At 57.6% G+C, this 13,660-nt stretch carries 12 protein-coding genes; 5 read left to right on the top strand and 7 right to left on the bottom strand.

Annotated elements, in window-relative coordinates; all coding sequences use genetic code 11:
* Positions 1 to 362: 362 nt before the first annotated feature.
* Both ACWYRJ_RS18635 and ACWYRJ_RS18630 read right to left on the bottom strand, forming a co-directional pair.
* Positions 363 to 1,403 carry an NADP-dependent oxidoreductase gene (locus ACWYRJ_RS18635; protein WP_115875260.1) on the bottom strand — a complete coding sequence of 347 codons (1,041 nt, stop codon included), beginning with the start codon at positions 1,401 to 1,403 and terminating at the stop codon, positions 363 to 365.
* Between the two features lie 65 nt (positions 1,404 to 1,468).
* On the bottom strand, positions 1,469 to 2,044 hold the full coding sequence (locus ACWYRJ_RS18630) for a helix-turn-helix domain-containing protein (protein ID WP_008501301.1): 576 nt from the start codon (positions 2,042 to 2,044) through the stop codon (positions 1,469 to 1,471).
* A gap of 148 nt (positions 2,045 to 2,192) precedes the next feature.
* Here ACWYRJ_RS18630 and ACWYRJ_RS18625 point away from each other — a divergent pair, with 148 nt between their 5' ends.
* Entirely contained in the window at positions 2,193 to 2,711 is a 519-nt protein-coding gene (locus ACWYRJ_RS18625) for a GNAT family N-acetyltransferase (RefSeq protein WP_149366987.1), read from the top strand.
* Complete coding sequence (locus tag ACWYRJ_RS18620; protein WP_032656841.1) at positions 2,708 to 3,157, top strand: DMT family transporter; 450 nt, start codon at positions 2,708 to 2,710, stop codon at positions 3,155 to 3,157. The genes ACWYRJ_RS18625 and ACWYRJ_RS18620 overlap by 4 nt, the downstream gene beginning before the upstream one ends.
* Before the next feature lie 3 nt (positions 3,158 to 3,160).
* On the opposite strand, the gene ACWYRJ_RS18615 is transcribed toward ACWYRJ_RS18620, so the two are convergent.
* Positions 3,161 to 3,394 (bottom strand): YdcY family protein, encoded by a 234-nt coding sequence (locus ACWYRJ_RS18615; RefSeq protein WP_115875267.1) that lies wholly within the window; start codon positions 3,392 to 3,394, stop codon positions 3,161 to 3,163.
* A gap of 49 nt (positions 3,395 to 3,443) precedes the next feature.
* On the bottom strand, positions 3,444 to 5,042 hold the full coding sequence (locus ACWYRJ_RS18610) for an ABC transporter substrate-binding protein (RefSeq protein WP_455508407.1): 1,599 nt from the start codon (positions 5,040 to 5,042) through the stop codon (positions 3,444 to 3,446).
* Positions 5,043 to 5,325: 283 nt separating this feature from the next.
* On the opposite strand from ACWYRJ_RS18610, the gene ACWYRJ_RS18605 reads away from it, so the two are divergent.
* The 3 genes from ACWYRJ_RS18605 to ACWYRJ_RS18595 are packed head-to-tail and all read left to right on the top strand — an operon-like array spanning position 5,326 to position 11,832.
* Positions 5,326 to 6,672, top strand: a complete 1,347-nt coding sequence (locus ACWYRJ_RS18605) for an SrfA family protein (protein WP_455508406.1) — start codon at positions 5,326 to 5,328, stop codon at positions 6,670 to 6,672.
* A gap of 4 nt (positions 6,673 to 6,676) precedes the next feature.
* Positions 6,677 to 9,658 carry a virulence factor SrfB gene (locus tag ACWYRJ_RS18600; protein ID WP_455508405.1) on the top strand — a complete coding sequence of 994 codons (2,982 nt, stop codon included), beginning with the start codon at positions 6,677 to 6,679 and terminating at the stop codon, positions 9,656 to 9,658.
* Positions 9,655 to 11,832 carry a virulence factor SrfC family protein gene (locus ACWYRJ_RS18595; protein ID WP_455508404.1) on the top strand — a complete coding sequence of 726 codons (2,178 nt, stop codon included), beginning with the start codon at positions 9,655 to 9,657 and terminating at the stop codon, positions 11,830 to 11,832. Before ACWYRJ_RS18600 ends, ACWYRJ_RS18595 begins: the two co-directional genes overlap by 4 nt.
* A gap of 71 nt (positions 11,833 to 11,903) precedes the next feature.
* Here ACWYRJ_RS18595 and ACWYRJ_RS18590 read toward each other — a convergent pair whose 3' ends face one another.
* The 3 genes from ACWYRJ_RS18590 to ACWYRJ_RS18580 all read right to left on the bottom strand — a co-directional run.
* Positions 11,904 to 12,665, bottom strand: coding sequence for an alpha/beta fold hydrolase (locus tag ACWYRJ_RS18590; protein WP_455508403.1), 762 nt, complete (start codon positions 12,663 to 12,665; stop codon positions 11,904 to 11,906).
* Between the two features lie 87 nt (positions 12,666 to 12,752).
* Positions 12,753 to 12,926, bottom strand: coding sequence for a GhoT/OrtT family toxin (locus ACWYRJ_RS18585; RefSeq protein WP_013096478.1), 174 nt, complete (start codon positions 12,924 to 12,926; stop codon positions 12,753 to 12,755).
* A gap of 182 nt (positions 12,927 to 13,108) precedes the next feature.
* Positions 13,109 to 13,660, bottom strand: a 552-nt coding sequence (locus ACWYRJ_RS18580) for an aldehyde dehydrogenase family protein (protein ID WP_455508402.1), incomplete at its 5' end; no start/stop codon positions are given.

The raw sequence follows: 13,660 nt of genomic DNA, 5'->3' as shown, positions 1-13,660 counted from the left end.
TCTGACGGCGCTTAGTGCTGAATTCACTATCGGCGAAGGTGAGTTGATGGCTCATGATGTCCCTCTGGGATGCGCTCCGGATGAATATGATGATCTCATATCAGGAACTTGTTCGCACCTTCCCTAAAACTTAATGCTATTTTTAAACGCCAGTTTTAATAAAACGGCGCTGGTCCGATATATCCTGTATCGTCATGCCTGGTGGTGGGAAGTACGTAAAAACAGCAAAAAAGCAAATTTTGTTTTTTTATCGTTTTCGGGCTCATCCGGGATGATGGCGCGAAAAGCTATGTCCAGTAATTAAAGACAATATATCGTATCTTCACAAATAAATATGGCGGGAAACCCCGCCATATTGCTGTTTATTTATTGTCACTCGCGACGCGAATCACGACTTTGCCGAAGTTTCGTCCTTCCAGCAGGCCAATCAGCGCCTCGGGGGCGTTCTCCAGCCCGTCCGTTACCTGTTCGCGATAGTGGATTTTCCCCTCCTGCACCCAGCGCCCCATCTCTTCCTGGAACTCCTTAATGCGGTGCCCGTAATCCTGTCCGATGATAAAGCCCTGCATACGAATGCGTTTCTTCAGGATGGTCGCCATCAGAAGCGGCAGGCGATCCGGCCCCTCGGGCAAGCCCGTCGCATTGTAGCCGCTTACCAGACCGCATACCGGCACGCGCGCGGAGGTATTGAGTAACGGCAGCACGGCGTCAAATACTTTTCCGCCGACGTTTTCATAATAGACATCAATTCCTTTCGGGCAGGCGTGCTTCAGCTGGTCGGCAAAATCGGCCGCGTGATGATCCAGACACAGGTCAAACCCCAGAACCTCAACGGCATGGCGGCATTTCTCCGCGCCACCGGCCACACCAACCACCCGACAACCCTTGATTTTGCCGATCTGCCCGACGGTCGCGCCAACCGGACCGGTCGCCGCAGCCACCACCAGCGTTTCACCCGCTTTCGGTTGCCCGATATCCAGTAGCCCCATATAGGCGGTAAAGCCCGGCATACCCAGTATCCCCAGCGACCAGGAAGGATGAGACGGATTTTCGCCCAGCTTCACAAGGCCGCTGCCGTCCGAGAGTTCATACTCCTGCCAGCCGCTGTAGCCCAGCACCCATTCACCCGGTTTGAAATCGGGATGATTTGACTGCTCAACCCGGCTGACCGTTCCCCCCACCATCACCGCACCCAGCTCAACCGGCGGTGAATAGGATGGCGCATCGCTCATGCGCCCCCGCATGTACGGGTCCAGCGACAGCCAGACGGTACGAAGCAAAAGCTGCCCCTCAACAGGGGCTGGAACAGGCTGCGTTTCCAGACGAAAATTTTCCGCCACCGGCGCGCCCTGAGGACGAGAGGCCAGCACCCAGCGGCGATTTTGCGAAACAGGTTGATTCATCAGGATCTCCTTCTGGTACAAATGTTATTACAGCCTGGCTCACGATCGGCGTTATCGCATTAGCATTACGAGCCGGACTGGTTAAGCCGTACAACCAGATAGATGCAGGTTTCATTCGTTTCGTTGATGAACCGGCAGTCATTTGGCGGCCCCAGCTCGAGACAATCTCCGGCGTGCATTTCATGGCGAGTGTCGCCCTCCTGAAACACCAGCTCACCGGACTGGAGCCAGATAAGCTGACGCGCCAGCGCGTAAGAAGAGGCAGGCATCGGAACATCGCTGCCCGCAGGCAGTTCAACCTGAACAAGGTCGATGGGCAGATCGGTGCGGGGAGAAACATGGCGGCGCAGGTAGTGCGTCTGCGGATCTCGCCAGACGGGCTGGTTTGCAAGGCGCAGCAGCTTGCCCTCCTGCATTTCGGCCCGGGCAATCAGCGTTGACATGCTGATGCCAAACGCGCCGGACAGGCGGGCAAGCAAGGTGGCCGTCGGGCTACTGTCTCCGCGTTCAATCTTGTGGATCATGGCGCGGGAGACGCCTGCCCGGTCGGCCAGCTCGCTCAGGGACCACCCGCGAGACTCACGCTCCAGGCGAATTCTTGCGCTAATCCGTTGATTCATCGTGTCTGTTATGGTGTTCATGACGTCATACTATAGTGAATGAAGAGCATTTCAATGGGCTTTTGATAACAAAAAAATATGGCTTATGCCGTAGCGTTCGAGCTATACGGCTGTGTAATATCGTAGCCACAACGTAACACTATAGTGAACAACACACAGAGGTTTAATCATGATCGTTCGTCATGCCTGCAAAGAAGACTGCGCTGCGATAGGAGAGATTTACAACCACGCGGTGCTGCATACTGCCGCGATCTGGAACGATAAAACCGTCGATACCGATAACCGAATCGCCTGGTTTGAGGCACGCACTCTCGCGGGTTACCCGGTTCTGGTAAGCGAAAAAGACGGCGTGATTACCGGCTACGCCTCTTTCGGCGACTGGCGCGCCTTCGACGGTTTTCGTCATACGGTTGAGCACTCGGTCTACATCCACCCGGAACACCAGGGAAAAGGCATTGGCCGCACGCTGATGATCGCGCTGATTAACGAGGCCCGCGCCATCGGTAAACACGTGATGGTGGCCGGGATTGAAGCGCAAAACCATGCCTCGATTCACCTCCACGAAACGCTCGGCTTTGTCACCACGGGGCAGATGCCGCAGGTGGGAACCAAGTTTGGCCGCTGGCTGGACTTAACCTTTATGCAGCTGCAGCTGGACGAGCGCAGCGAACCGGACGCTATCCCATGAATCAGTCGCTGACGCTGGCGTTTCTGGTGGCGGCGGGAATTGGTCTGGTGGTGCAAAACACCTTGATGGTGCGTATCACCCAGTCCTCCTCCACCATTCTCATCGCGATGCTGCTGAACTCCCTGGTCGGCATTGTGCTGTTTGTCAGCATTCTGCTGCTGAAACAGGGCGTCGCCGGATTCAGCGAGCTGGCCGCAACGGTTCGCTGGTGGACGCTTATCCCGGGGCTGCTGGGGTCGTTTTTCGTGTTTGCCAGCATCAGCGGATATCAGAACGTTGGCGCGGCAACGACTATCGCCGTGCTGGTAGCAAGCCAGCTGATTGGCGGGCTGGTGATGGACGTGCTGAGGAGCAATGGCATTCCGCTGCGCGCCCTGATTGGCCCGGTGTGCGGCGCGGTGATGCTGGTGGTCGGAGCCTGGCTGGTGGCGCGACGCCAGTTTTAAACGTTACATTATGGTGCCGCCTTTCGTCAGCTGTTCCTCACGCGCGTCCATCTCCTCTTTATGCTGCTTACCGTGGTGCGAAATCGCGGTGCGCAGACGCTGCTGCTGGGTATAGCGATCTTCACGACTGAGCTCAGCATCATCGCTTAATTCGATCAGCAGTTCATTCATGTGGGTAATCACGCTCTCTTCGATGGCGGCATCGACGCGGGCGATAACTTCATTTAAATGTGACATTGTCACTCCTTGTTATGTGCCCGGTGGCGCAGCGCCACCGGGCAAACGATCAGTTCAGCTTCGCCTTAGAGAAATCGCTGCCCATCAGGCTCACGCTGTATCCGGTCACGTTGCTGCGGGTCGCGTAGAACGTTTTCCCGTTGGCCAGCGCGATCCACGGCGCCTGCTGGTAGAAAATCTCCTGCGCCTGGCCGTAAAGTTTCGCGCGCTCGGCCGGGTTACTGGTCAGCTTCGCTTTTTGCACCAGCGCATCATACCCCTTATCGCACCAGCGCGCGGCGTTTGAGCCGGTTTTAATGCTGTTGCAGCCGAGCAACACATCGGCGAAGTTGTCCGGGTCGCCGTTATCGGACATCCAGCCAAACAGCGCGGAGTCATGTTCGCCTTTACGCATTCCGGAGAGATATTCACCCCACTCGTAAGAGACAATTTTGGCTTTAACGCCGACTTTAGCCCAGTCGCTCTGGATCATCTCTGCGATACGACGCGAGTTCGGATTATAAGGACGCTGAACCGGCATTGACCACAGCGTGACTTCCGCGCCCTTCTCAAGACCCGCCTGCTTCAGCAGGGCTTTCGCTTTTTCAGGATCGTAGCTGTAGTCCTTCAGGTCTTTATTGAAGCCCAGCATATTTGGCGGGATCGGCGATTTTGCCACCGTGCCCGATCCCATAAAGACCGCATTAACGATGGCCTTCTTGTCGGTCGCGTAGTTAAGCGCCTGACGCACCAGCACGTTATCGAACGGTTTTTTCTCTGTGTTGAACGCCAGATAACCGACGTTCAGCGCATCGACCGAGTGCAGCGTCAGGTCTTTGTTGTTCTTAATGGCATCAAACTGAACCGGGGATGGCGCAGGAATAATCTGGCACTCGTTGGTCTGCAGCTTCGCCAGGCGGGTTTCTACATTTGGCGTGATGGAGAAGATGAGATGCTTCGTCGGCACTTCGCCTTCCCAGTAGTTCGGGTTCGCGACGTAGCGGATCAGCGAATCTACCTTATACTGCTGCAGGACGTACGGCCCGGTACCAATCGGCCAGGTGTCTACGTTTTCAGGCGTGCCTTTTTTCAGCATCGCGTCGGCGTATTCGGCGGAGAGAATGGAGGCGAAATCCATCCCCCAGTCGGCCAGAAACGCGGCGTTGGGTTCGCTGAGGGTGAACTGAACGTGATAATCGTCGACCTTTTTAACGTCCTGGATCAGCTTATCGAGACCCACATCGTTAAAGTATTCGTAGTTGCCCTGCGACACGTTGTGATATGGGTGTTTAGGGTCTTTCTGACGCATGACCGAGAAAATAACGTCATCGGCGTTAAAGTCGCGCGTCGGTTTGAAATATTTATTGCTGTTGAACTTCACCCCTTTGCGCAAGGCAAAGGTATAAGTCTTGCCTTCCGGCGAGATTGTCCAGGACTCTGCCAGCGACGGCACCGGGGTGTTTTTCACCGGGTCGAAATTGATCAGGCGGTTGTACAGTACCTGAGAACTGGCCACAAAAGACGGGCCAGAGCTGGCGATTTGCGGGTTGAAGGACTCGGGGGACGCTTCAGAACAGTAAATAAGGGTGTCGTTGTTTGCCGCCCATGCGGCACCGGCTGGTAACAGCGCGCTCAGCGCAAGAGCGAGCAGTGTTTTCCCTGTAGACATGGTTATAACCCTGACAGTTTTATTATATAGGACAGTAATAACAGCACAGGCGTTTTGACCTGGCAAATAACGAAACACTATCAGGTTATTCTAAAGCCGCGTTTTTTGCTGTTTTAACCGCCAGCGCCCAAAAAGATGATTTGCCTTAAGTGCCATTATTCGTCAAGCACAACCGTCACTTTCTATGCCGCAAGAAATCGGCCCTTTTAGCGTCTCTTCCCCCGTTTGGTTGCTTCCTCGTTTCGTTAAAGTAACGGTGTGAAGAAGTATATGGGATCAAATCGTGGCAAAAACTCTTTTACGCAGCGGTAACCTGGATGACTTTCAGGCCGTTGGCGGCGGCGGACAAGCCGTTTTTGAATCAGCGTTACAAATCCGGGAAGCGCTCCGGTTGCGCAAACAACAGGCCATCGTCGACTGTCTGGCGATTCCTCAGGTCAACGACAGCGGTGACCGCGTGGACTGGTATTCCCCCGTTGAAGGGAGCGTAACCAGCTGGAAAGCGGCAGATGAAGATGACCGCTATCGCGCCCTGCGCTATCTGGAAAACACGCTCGCCAGCGTTGAGTCGTTAAGCAAGAAATGCCTCCAGTCCCCCAAAACCGCGCAGCAGCTTTTTGGCTCTCTGCTGTCAAAGGCGTTTCAGTTCCCGGGTGAAAACTTCCTCTTCCTGGTGGACGGAAAGCCTGTCATCAGCTTCTGGGGCTTTGTAAACCTGAACGAAAATGCGCGCGACGATGTTCTCGACTGCCTGCGTGAATCGCTGGTCCCTGAGCCTGCCCCCGTTGTGATTGAAGATCCTGAGCCCGAGCCTGAGCCAGAACCGGTTGTAGCCTTTGAACACGCCGACGAGCCGCTGATCGCCCCTTCCACGGTGGTGCGCATCACGCCGGAAGAGCTGTATGAGCCAAAGCCAGCCCCGGCGGTTGCGCAACCCGCTCAGGAACCTGCTCTGCCGATCGTCGCGAAAAAACGTCGTGTTCCCCTGTGGACGCTGCCGGTTGCTGCTGTGATCGTTGCCGCCATTGCCGCACCGCTGCTGTGGCCAAAACAGTCGCCTTCCGCTGAGCCCGCACCGGTGCCCGCACCAGAACCCGTCGAGATTGCGCCAAAGCCGATCAAAGCGGTTGAGCCGCTGGCGATGAAACTGCCGCTGCATCAGGCAGAGGTGCTGGCAAACAAAGAAAAAGAGCCTGCTCCGGCGCCTGCGCCACAGCCTGCCCCGGTGGTGATTGTCGCCATCCCGAAAGATGCCATGGTGATGGAAGCGAATCAGGTGAAAGCGGGATCGACGCGTTTCCTGAACGGTACCTGGCGTGCGGTTCTCGACGTGAAAGATCCGGTCACCGGCAAACCGCCGTCAATGCGCTATCAGATCCAGAACAATAAGGGCTTCGCCCGGGTTGTCCATGGCGACAACGTTGTCTGCCGTGCGGAAGTGTTCTCCGGCCTGCACAGCAACGGCGAGCTGATGATTAAAAGTCGCGGTACTGCCCGCTGCACCGACGGTTCCCGCTACCCGATGCCGGAAGTTGCCTGTAAAGCAGGCGCCAGCGATATCGCTGAATGTCGCGCCCGTTATGATGCCAATACCGTCGTTCCACTGACGTTCAAGAAAGCAGGTGCCTGATCCTATGCTGGTAAATCTTTGCGACTATAAACAAAGCGTCACGCTTATTGCCAACAGCGGCGTGCAGTTCCTTGATTTCGGTCTGACGCCGCAGGACACCGCCAGCAACGGGCGCTTCGTACGTAAAACCGCGAACGGCCCGCTTTTGCGACTCGATTTCGACCTGGTTAACGGGCGCTATACCCTGCCGGGAACGAACGGCGGGCAGCCTGAAGTGGTTAAGCCGGAAACCACCATCCCGCTGCATCAGTCCCTGGCGGTGCTGGACGGCGTCTGGCTTCCGGTTCCGTTCCTGCGCTTCAACCCGCCGCGAACCTTCGTTGAGGGGCCGGATAACTGGGCGCGCGTTCAGGTGCGCAGGCTGGATTCACCCGACACGGCAGGCAATACGCACCGCGTCACTCTCGCCCTTGACAGCCAGATTGCTGAACACGCCACCTCCGCCCTTTCCCCGGTTGAAAACGATATTCTGAACGGGACCCGTTTCGCGCTGGCCTGGCGAGACAAGGAGGTTGAAAGCTTCCTCGACCAGACGTGGATTGACGGCTGGCTGCGCGAGGCGTTTACCCAATATGCCGACGGTGTCGAAAACCGCTCAGAACGCGATCTCCAGCAGGCGATGCGCGGTTTTGAATATCAGGCCCACTGGCTCAACCTGATGACCATGCTCGGTGAACAACTCACCGTGCCGGAAGTGAAATTTGTTACCCATACGCTCAGCACGCCTGCCATTCCGGTCGATCTGATCCTCGACGTGGGCAATACCCACACCTGTGGCGTCATTATTGAAGACCACGGCGATGCCAACGATGGCCTGCGCCAGACCGCCGAGCTGCAGGTTCGCTCGCTAAGCGAGCCGCAGTTCCTGAATGCGCCGCTGTTCACCAGCCGTCTCGAGTTTTCGGAAGCGCGTTTTGGCAAGCAGCACTTCTCGGTCGAAAGCGGTCGCGAAGATGCGTTTGTCTGGCCGTCCATTGTTCGCGTGGGTGATGAAGCCCGCAAGCTGGCGATGCAGCGTCTGGGGACTGAAGGCAACAGCGGCATCTCGAGCCCGCGTCGCTACCTGTGGGATGAAACGCCGGTCGTGCAGGACTGGCGCTTTAGCCAGATGAACAGCAAAACCCAGCGTGAGCCGCTTGCCACCGCGTTTCCGCTGATGAACCTGATGAACGATGACGGCGAGTCGCTCTTCACGCTGCCGCAGGACGAACGGCTGCCGGTCTTTTCTCCACAGTACAGCCGCAGCACCCTGATGACCCACATGCTGTGTGAGCTGCTGGCGCAGGCGCTGGGGCAGATCAACAGCGTCGCCACGCGCTTACGTCTGGGATTCCCGGCGTCGCCGCGCCAGCTGCGCACGCTGATCCTGACGCTGCCCTCCGCCATGCCAAAGCAGGAGCGCGAGATTTTCCGTCGCCGCATGTTTGAAGCCATCGCCATCGTCTGGAAAGCGATGGGCTGGCACCCGCAGGATGAGGATTTTGTCACCCGCAAACAGCAGGATAAAAGCGTGGTGCCGGTTCCTGAAATCCAGATGGAGTGGGATGAAGCCAGCTGCGGTCAGCTGGTCTGGCTGTATAACGAAGCCATCTCCCGCTTTGGCGGCCAGACCGAAGCCTTCTTCGCCTCTCTTGCTCGTCCGGACCGCAAGCCTGAGCCGGGTAGCCAGCCGGGCCGCGCGCTGCGCGTCGCGTCCATCGACATCGGCGGTGGCACAACGGATATGGCGATCACCCATTATCAGCTGGACGACGGTTCCGGCAATAACGTCAAAATCACCCCTCAGCTGCTGTTCCGTGAAGGATTTAAGGTCGCGGGCGACGATACGCTTCTGGACGTGATTCAGCGCTACGTGTTGCCCGCGCTGCAAACGCAGCTGCAGAAATCCGGTATTGCTGATGCCTCGCTGCTGATGGCCTCGCTGTTCGGCGACTCCGGGCGTATTGATACCCAGGCCGTACTCCGCCAGCAGACGGCGCTGCAGCTCTTTATGCCGATTGGCCATGCCATTCTTGCCGCGTGGGAATCGAGCGACGTTGACGATCCGCTGGCCGGTCTGCATGCCACCTTTGGCGATCTCCTGCCGCAGAAGCCGACGCGCAATGTGATGAACTACCTGCAGCAGGCGATCGATCATGCCCTGCCTGCGGGCTCTGACGCTTTCGACCTGTTCGCCGTGCCGCTGCACGTCAGCTTCCGCGAAATGCAGGATGCGATGCTGGCCGGGCAGTTTACGCTGGCCTCCCCGCTGCACGCGGTGTGTGAGGCGATTTCACATTACAGCTGCGATATTCTGCTGATCACCGGACGCCCCGGCTGCCTGCCCGGCGTGCAGGCGCTCATTCGTCATCTGCAGCCAGTGCCGGTCAACCGTATCGTCTGGCTGGATAAATACCAGGTACATGAGTGGTATCCGTTCAGCCAGCAGGGGCGCATTGGCAACCCGAAATCGACAGCCGCCGTCGGGGCCATGCTCTGCAGCCTGGCGCTTGACCTGCGCCTGCCGCGCTTTAACTTTAAAGCCGCGGACATAGGCGCGTATTCCACCGTGCGCTATCTGGGCGTGCTGGATAACACCGTCAATACCCTGCGCGAGGAAAACGTCTGGTACCAGGATATCGATCTGGATAAACCCGGCGCGAAGCTTGACGCGCGTCTGCACTTCCCGCTGCGCGGTAACGTGACTCTCGGCTTCCGCCAGCTGGCGAACGCGCGCTGGCCCGCCACGCCGCTCTACACGCTCAGCATCAACTCGGCTGAACTGGCGAAAGCCATTGCCGGTGACGGCGTGCTGAACGTGCGGCTCAGGCTCTGCGGCGGCAGAAAGCAGGAGGGGCCGGAGGCCTTCGAGCTGAGCGATGCCTGGCTGCAGGACGGCACGCCTGTTGCGCCTGACGCATTAACCTTCAAACTGAACACTTTGGCCGATCGCCGACACAGCGGTAGCCACTACTGGATCGACAGCGGGAGCGTATACCTGAAATGACAGAGACGACGACCACCACTCAGGCCTTAATTGGGTGGATTAATGAGACGCGCCTGAACGCCCCTGTGCTGGATAACGATGCCGACGCCCTGCTTGCCCGCATCAACGCGGCGCAGGCGCGGGAGCAGGCCATTGAACGCGCCATGACCCGCCAGAGCAGCGTTGGGCTTTACGGCCATTCGCAGAGCGCGAAAGCGCACCTGCTGTTGTCTCTTTGCGGCAGCGGTAATGGACGCCTGAACGTGACGCCGGGCCAGCGCACCTTTGACTATTTTTCGCATATCAATCCGGGACATGCCCTGACCAACATGGCCGTCCGCTTTACCCGTGAAAACACGGAGGTGGCGGATGAGGCGTTCCCGCTGCGTCTGAGTCTTGTCACCGAGGCCGAGCTGGTACAGCTGTTTATTGTCCGTACGACCCTCCATCCACAGATGCGCGCGGTGGATAAAGCGGTCATTGAGACACGTCTGGAGAAGTGGCGCGGGCTGCGCCAGCCGCAGAGCGTGCCCGGCATCACGGCTCAGGAAGTGGGAACGATTGCCCGCTTCTGGCAAAGCACGGTTCCCGCCGCTAAGCAGCAAATTGATGATGCCCTGTGGCATGAGTTTGCCCAACTGGTACCTTCTCTCGATCTCAGCACGCGAGCCAGCGTCTGGTCGCTGCTCTGGGGCGAGCAGCAGGAGTTGACCCAGCAGTGGTTAAAACTGGCCCATGTGCTGCACCAGACCAGCCATGCCGGCGATCTTGCTGCCCCGCTTAGCCTGCTGGTGGACAGCTTTGGGCTGCCGGGTGAAGGGTTCCTGACGCACGACGGCGCGTTAGACCTTCAGGACGCGCAGGAGACGCTGCTTCATCCGCTGAATAGCGGTGAAATACTTAACGCCATCAGCATCCCGGTCGACGTGCTGGCATTCCTGACCCGCGAGCTGGTGCTGCCGGTTGAGAACGGGGCTCTGGATAACGTCGATATTATTGATATTCCGGTTTTTGAAGATAACCGTGCCGATCCGCTACGCCAGGCAAAATCCCAGTGGCTTCTTGAACATTACCGTCAACAGCTTCAGCCGGATGTGCTGGTGATTTGCAACGCGACGGCACAGTACGAACAGACGGCCAAAAAAGCAAAAGTGTTAATGAACTGGGTGAAGGAAACGCAGCCTGCTGAAGAATCTGCCCTGCCGGGGCTGGTGTGGGCGATCACCCCGCATGACGCCCGCTTTACTACCCGGCAGAATCTCGATGAAGCCGTACAGCATCTGCTCGGAAAGCCGGGTTTACGCTGGGGCACGCTGCAGGCGCTGGACAGCCACAGCATGCAGCGCGTCATCGAATGGCTGTCTCAGGCCACGTTGCCCGCGCAGCGACAGAAACGTCTCGGCACGCTGAAAAACGCGCTGCGTCAGGAGCTGTCGGCGCTGATGCAAAGCTATCTGGCACCGCTGGTTGAGGAACCGGGGACAAGACGCGCTCAGGCGGAAAACATGGTGCGCATGCTACAAAGCAGCGCCGCCCGCCACGGCGAACTGCTTGAAGGCCTGCTGCCGCCTCTGAAAGCCTTTGAAACGCTGCTTGCCGTTCAGCAGCCTCGCGAGGAGCAGGTTAACGGGCTGTTTACGGATACCATTGACCTGTTTGCCGAGAACGCCCAGGAAAGCACTGGCCTGTTCCAGACAAAAGACAAAGCGCGTCTCGCGCACCGAGTCTGGATAAATCATCTGCGCCAGTGGAGCCGCAACGAGGCGACCGCCGTCCGTCTTGGGCTGGATCCTGAGGTGTTACAGCAAATCGCGGATGTGCTGGTCGTCACCAGCTACCGGCTGAATTTGCCTCAACAGCTTCAGCGCATTGTCGAGGCGGATAAAAGTAGCGCGGCACAGCTGCATGCCGTGATGGGCAATTTCGTTGGCTGGCTGGGTTACGACCAAACGCCCGTGGCAACACGTCCGGCAAGCCGCATCCGCAAGGGCCAGGCCATCTTCGTCACGCCGGTGGTCAGCAGCGCCGAGCCTCGTTTGACGCGCCTGGGAGAACAGCCTGTACATGCGGCCACCGCGTACGTTTACGACTGGCTGGTCGCACTCTATAGCCGCGCGATAGAGAACATTGATTACCAGCACCCGCATGATGTTCAGCCTGACGCACGTCAGGCACTGCGGGCTTTAATAAAGTAGCCGCCCTTCTTGCCGGGTGGCGCTGCGCTTACCCGGCCTACATTTCGCAACGATGATAATTTGCACAATAATCACATCGTCATACATCCGGCTAAGGCCTGCGCCAGCGCCAGCGCAGACGGATTTTCCCACGACATCGAGTGCCCCGCCGCTGGGATAATTTTCACCTCAACGCCCTTTTGCTTCAGATTATCCACATCGTCATCCGGCAGAGACAGCTCGCCGAAAATCAACGTTACCGGGCAAGGGAGTGACAGGAACTGCGCTTCCCACTCGGGCTCAACGCCCGCCACCAGGCTCGATGCCCCCCGCCAGACCGCATACGGCGCATTATTCTGCAGGCACCCGGCCCACGCTGTTTTTTCTACGCTGAGCATGGCGTCATAACCCTGCTCCAGAAACTGTTGCTCGGTTTGCGCTGCAATAGTCCGGCTGAACATGCCCCCACCCGCGTGGAAATTGGGCTCTGACACCATCAGTCCCTTCACGCGCGACCCCAGCAGCCCCGCCGTTTCGATAGCGATACTGCCGCCCATGCTGTGGCCGTATAACCAGAAGGAATCCAGCTCAAGATGGTCAATCAGTTCCGCGACAACGTGGGCCTGGTCAGTGGTTTTATAGCTGTAGTGCAGAGGCTTATCGCTATAGCCGCTGCCGGGCAAGTCAATGAGAATCGCTCTGCGCGCGCCAAACAGCGGGTCACGAACGACGCGGGGATATTCGTAGGAAGAGGCGCAGCCCAGCCCGTGAATAAACACCACGGGATCGCCGGTGCCGGGCAGGTCATGCCAGCGCACGGTACAACCGGCCTGCTGCGAGTAAAAACTGTTCATAAGCACTCCTTTTTATGATGCACTGTGTATTTATACAGTCACCTCATCAGGAATGCTATGTTCATCTTTTAAAACTGGAAGCGTGCTTCAGAAAAGCGAGACCAGCAGCGCAACGGGAAAGCTCATTGGCCAGGTTGACCCCACAAGGAAAGCGCTCAGCAGGCGGATACGTTTGCGATCTTTAGAAAGGAACCAGGTGATTAATGCGCAGATGGAAGCCATGATTGCGTAAAAAACCAACATCTTTTGATACAACGTCATTCTGTACACCAGAGCCGAAAAAATAACCGCACGCAATATGCGTCATATGTTGACACAGATCAAGTTTTTTCGTTACAGAATAACCACTTAAAGATTATGGCTAATAACAATTGAGTATCTTTGGTAACACGTGTGGCGGGCAAGGAGAACGCCTGGCCGCGCATGCGGCCAGGCTGGGAGGATTAGTGTTTGATCATGACATGCCGCACGACCGTATAATCCTCAAGCCCGTAGACCGACATATCCTTCCCGTAGCCCGATAGTTTCATGCCGCCGTGCGGCATTTCGCTCACCAGCATAAAATGGGTATTCACCCAGGTGCAGCCATATTGCAGGCGCGCGCTCAGGCGATGGGCGCGGCCGACGTCTTTGGTCCAGACCGAAGACGCCAGGCCATATTGCGAATCGTTCGCCCAGGCCAACACCTGCGCCTCATCATCAAATTCGGTGACGCTCACCACCGGGCCAAACACCTCACGCTGCACAATGGCATCTTCCTGTTTGGCCCCCGCCAGCAGGGTTGGCTGGAAGTAGTAGCCCGCCCCCTCTTTTTTGCTGCCCCCGGTCACAACGCTGACGTGGCTCAGGGCTTTGGCCTCATCCACCGCTTTGCACACGCGGGATAAATGTGCCGCCGAACTCAGCGGCCCCAGCTCGGTTGATTCGTCCTCGGGTGCGCCCATTTTCAGGCTCGCAACCGCGGCACCCAGTTTTTCCACCAGCGCGGCGTAAAT

This window comes from Enterobacter sp., assembly GCF_977039595.1.
This window is presented reverse-complemented; position numbering and strand designations above follow the sequence as displayed.

Bases quoted from the DNA above. Each gene is read 5' to 3' on its own strand.
- ACWYRJ_RS18635 (WP_115875260.1), bottom strand. From the start codon at position 1,403: ATGAATCAACCTGTTTCGCAAAATCGCCGCTGGGTGCTGGCCTCTCGT.
- ACWYRJ_RS18630 (WP_008501301.1), bottom strand. From the start codon at position 2,044: ATGAACACCATAACAGACACGATGAATCAACGGATTAGCGCAAGAATT.
- ACWYRJ_RS18625 (WP_149366987.1), top strand. From the start codon at position 2,193: ATGATCGTTCGTCATGCCTGCAAAGAAGACTGCGCTGCGATAGGAGAG.
- ACWYRJ_RS18620 (WP_032656841.1), top strand. From the start codon at position 2,708: ATGAATCAGTCGCTGACGCTGGCGTTTCTGGTGGCGGCGGGAATTGGT.
- ACWYRJ_RS18615 (WP_115875267.1), bottom strand. From the start codon at position 3,394: ATGTCACATTTAAATGAAGTTATCGCCCGCGTCGATGCCGCCATCGAA.
- ACWYRJ_RS18610 (WP_455508407.1), bottom strand. From the start codon at position 5,042: ATGTCTACAGGGAAAACACTGCTCGCTCTTGCGCTGAGCGCGCTGTTA.
- ACWYRJ_RS18600 (WP_455508405.1), top strand. From the start codon at position 6,677: ATGCTGGTAAATCTTTGCGACTATAAACAAAGCGTCACGCTTATTGCC.
- ACWYRJ_RS18595 (WP_455508404.1), top strand. From the start codon at position 9,655: ATGACAGAGACGACGACCACCACTCAGGCCTTAATTGGGTGGATTAAT.
- ACWYRJ_RS18590 (WP_455508403.1), bottom strand. From the start codon at position 12,665: ATGAACAGTTTTTACTCGCAGCAGGCCGGTTGTACCGTGCGCTGGCAT.
- ACWYRJ_RS18585 (WP_013096478.1), bottom strand. From the start codon at position 12,926: ATGACGTTGTATCAAAAGATGTTGGTTTTTTACGCAATCATGGCTTCC.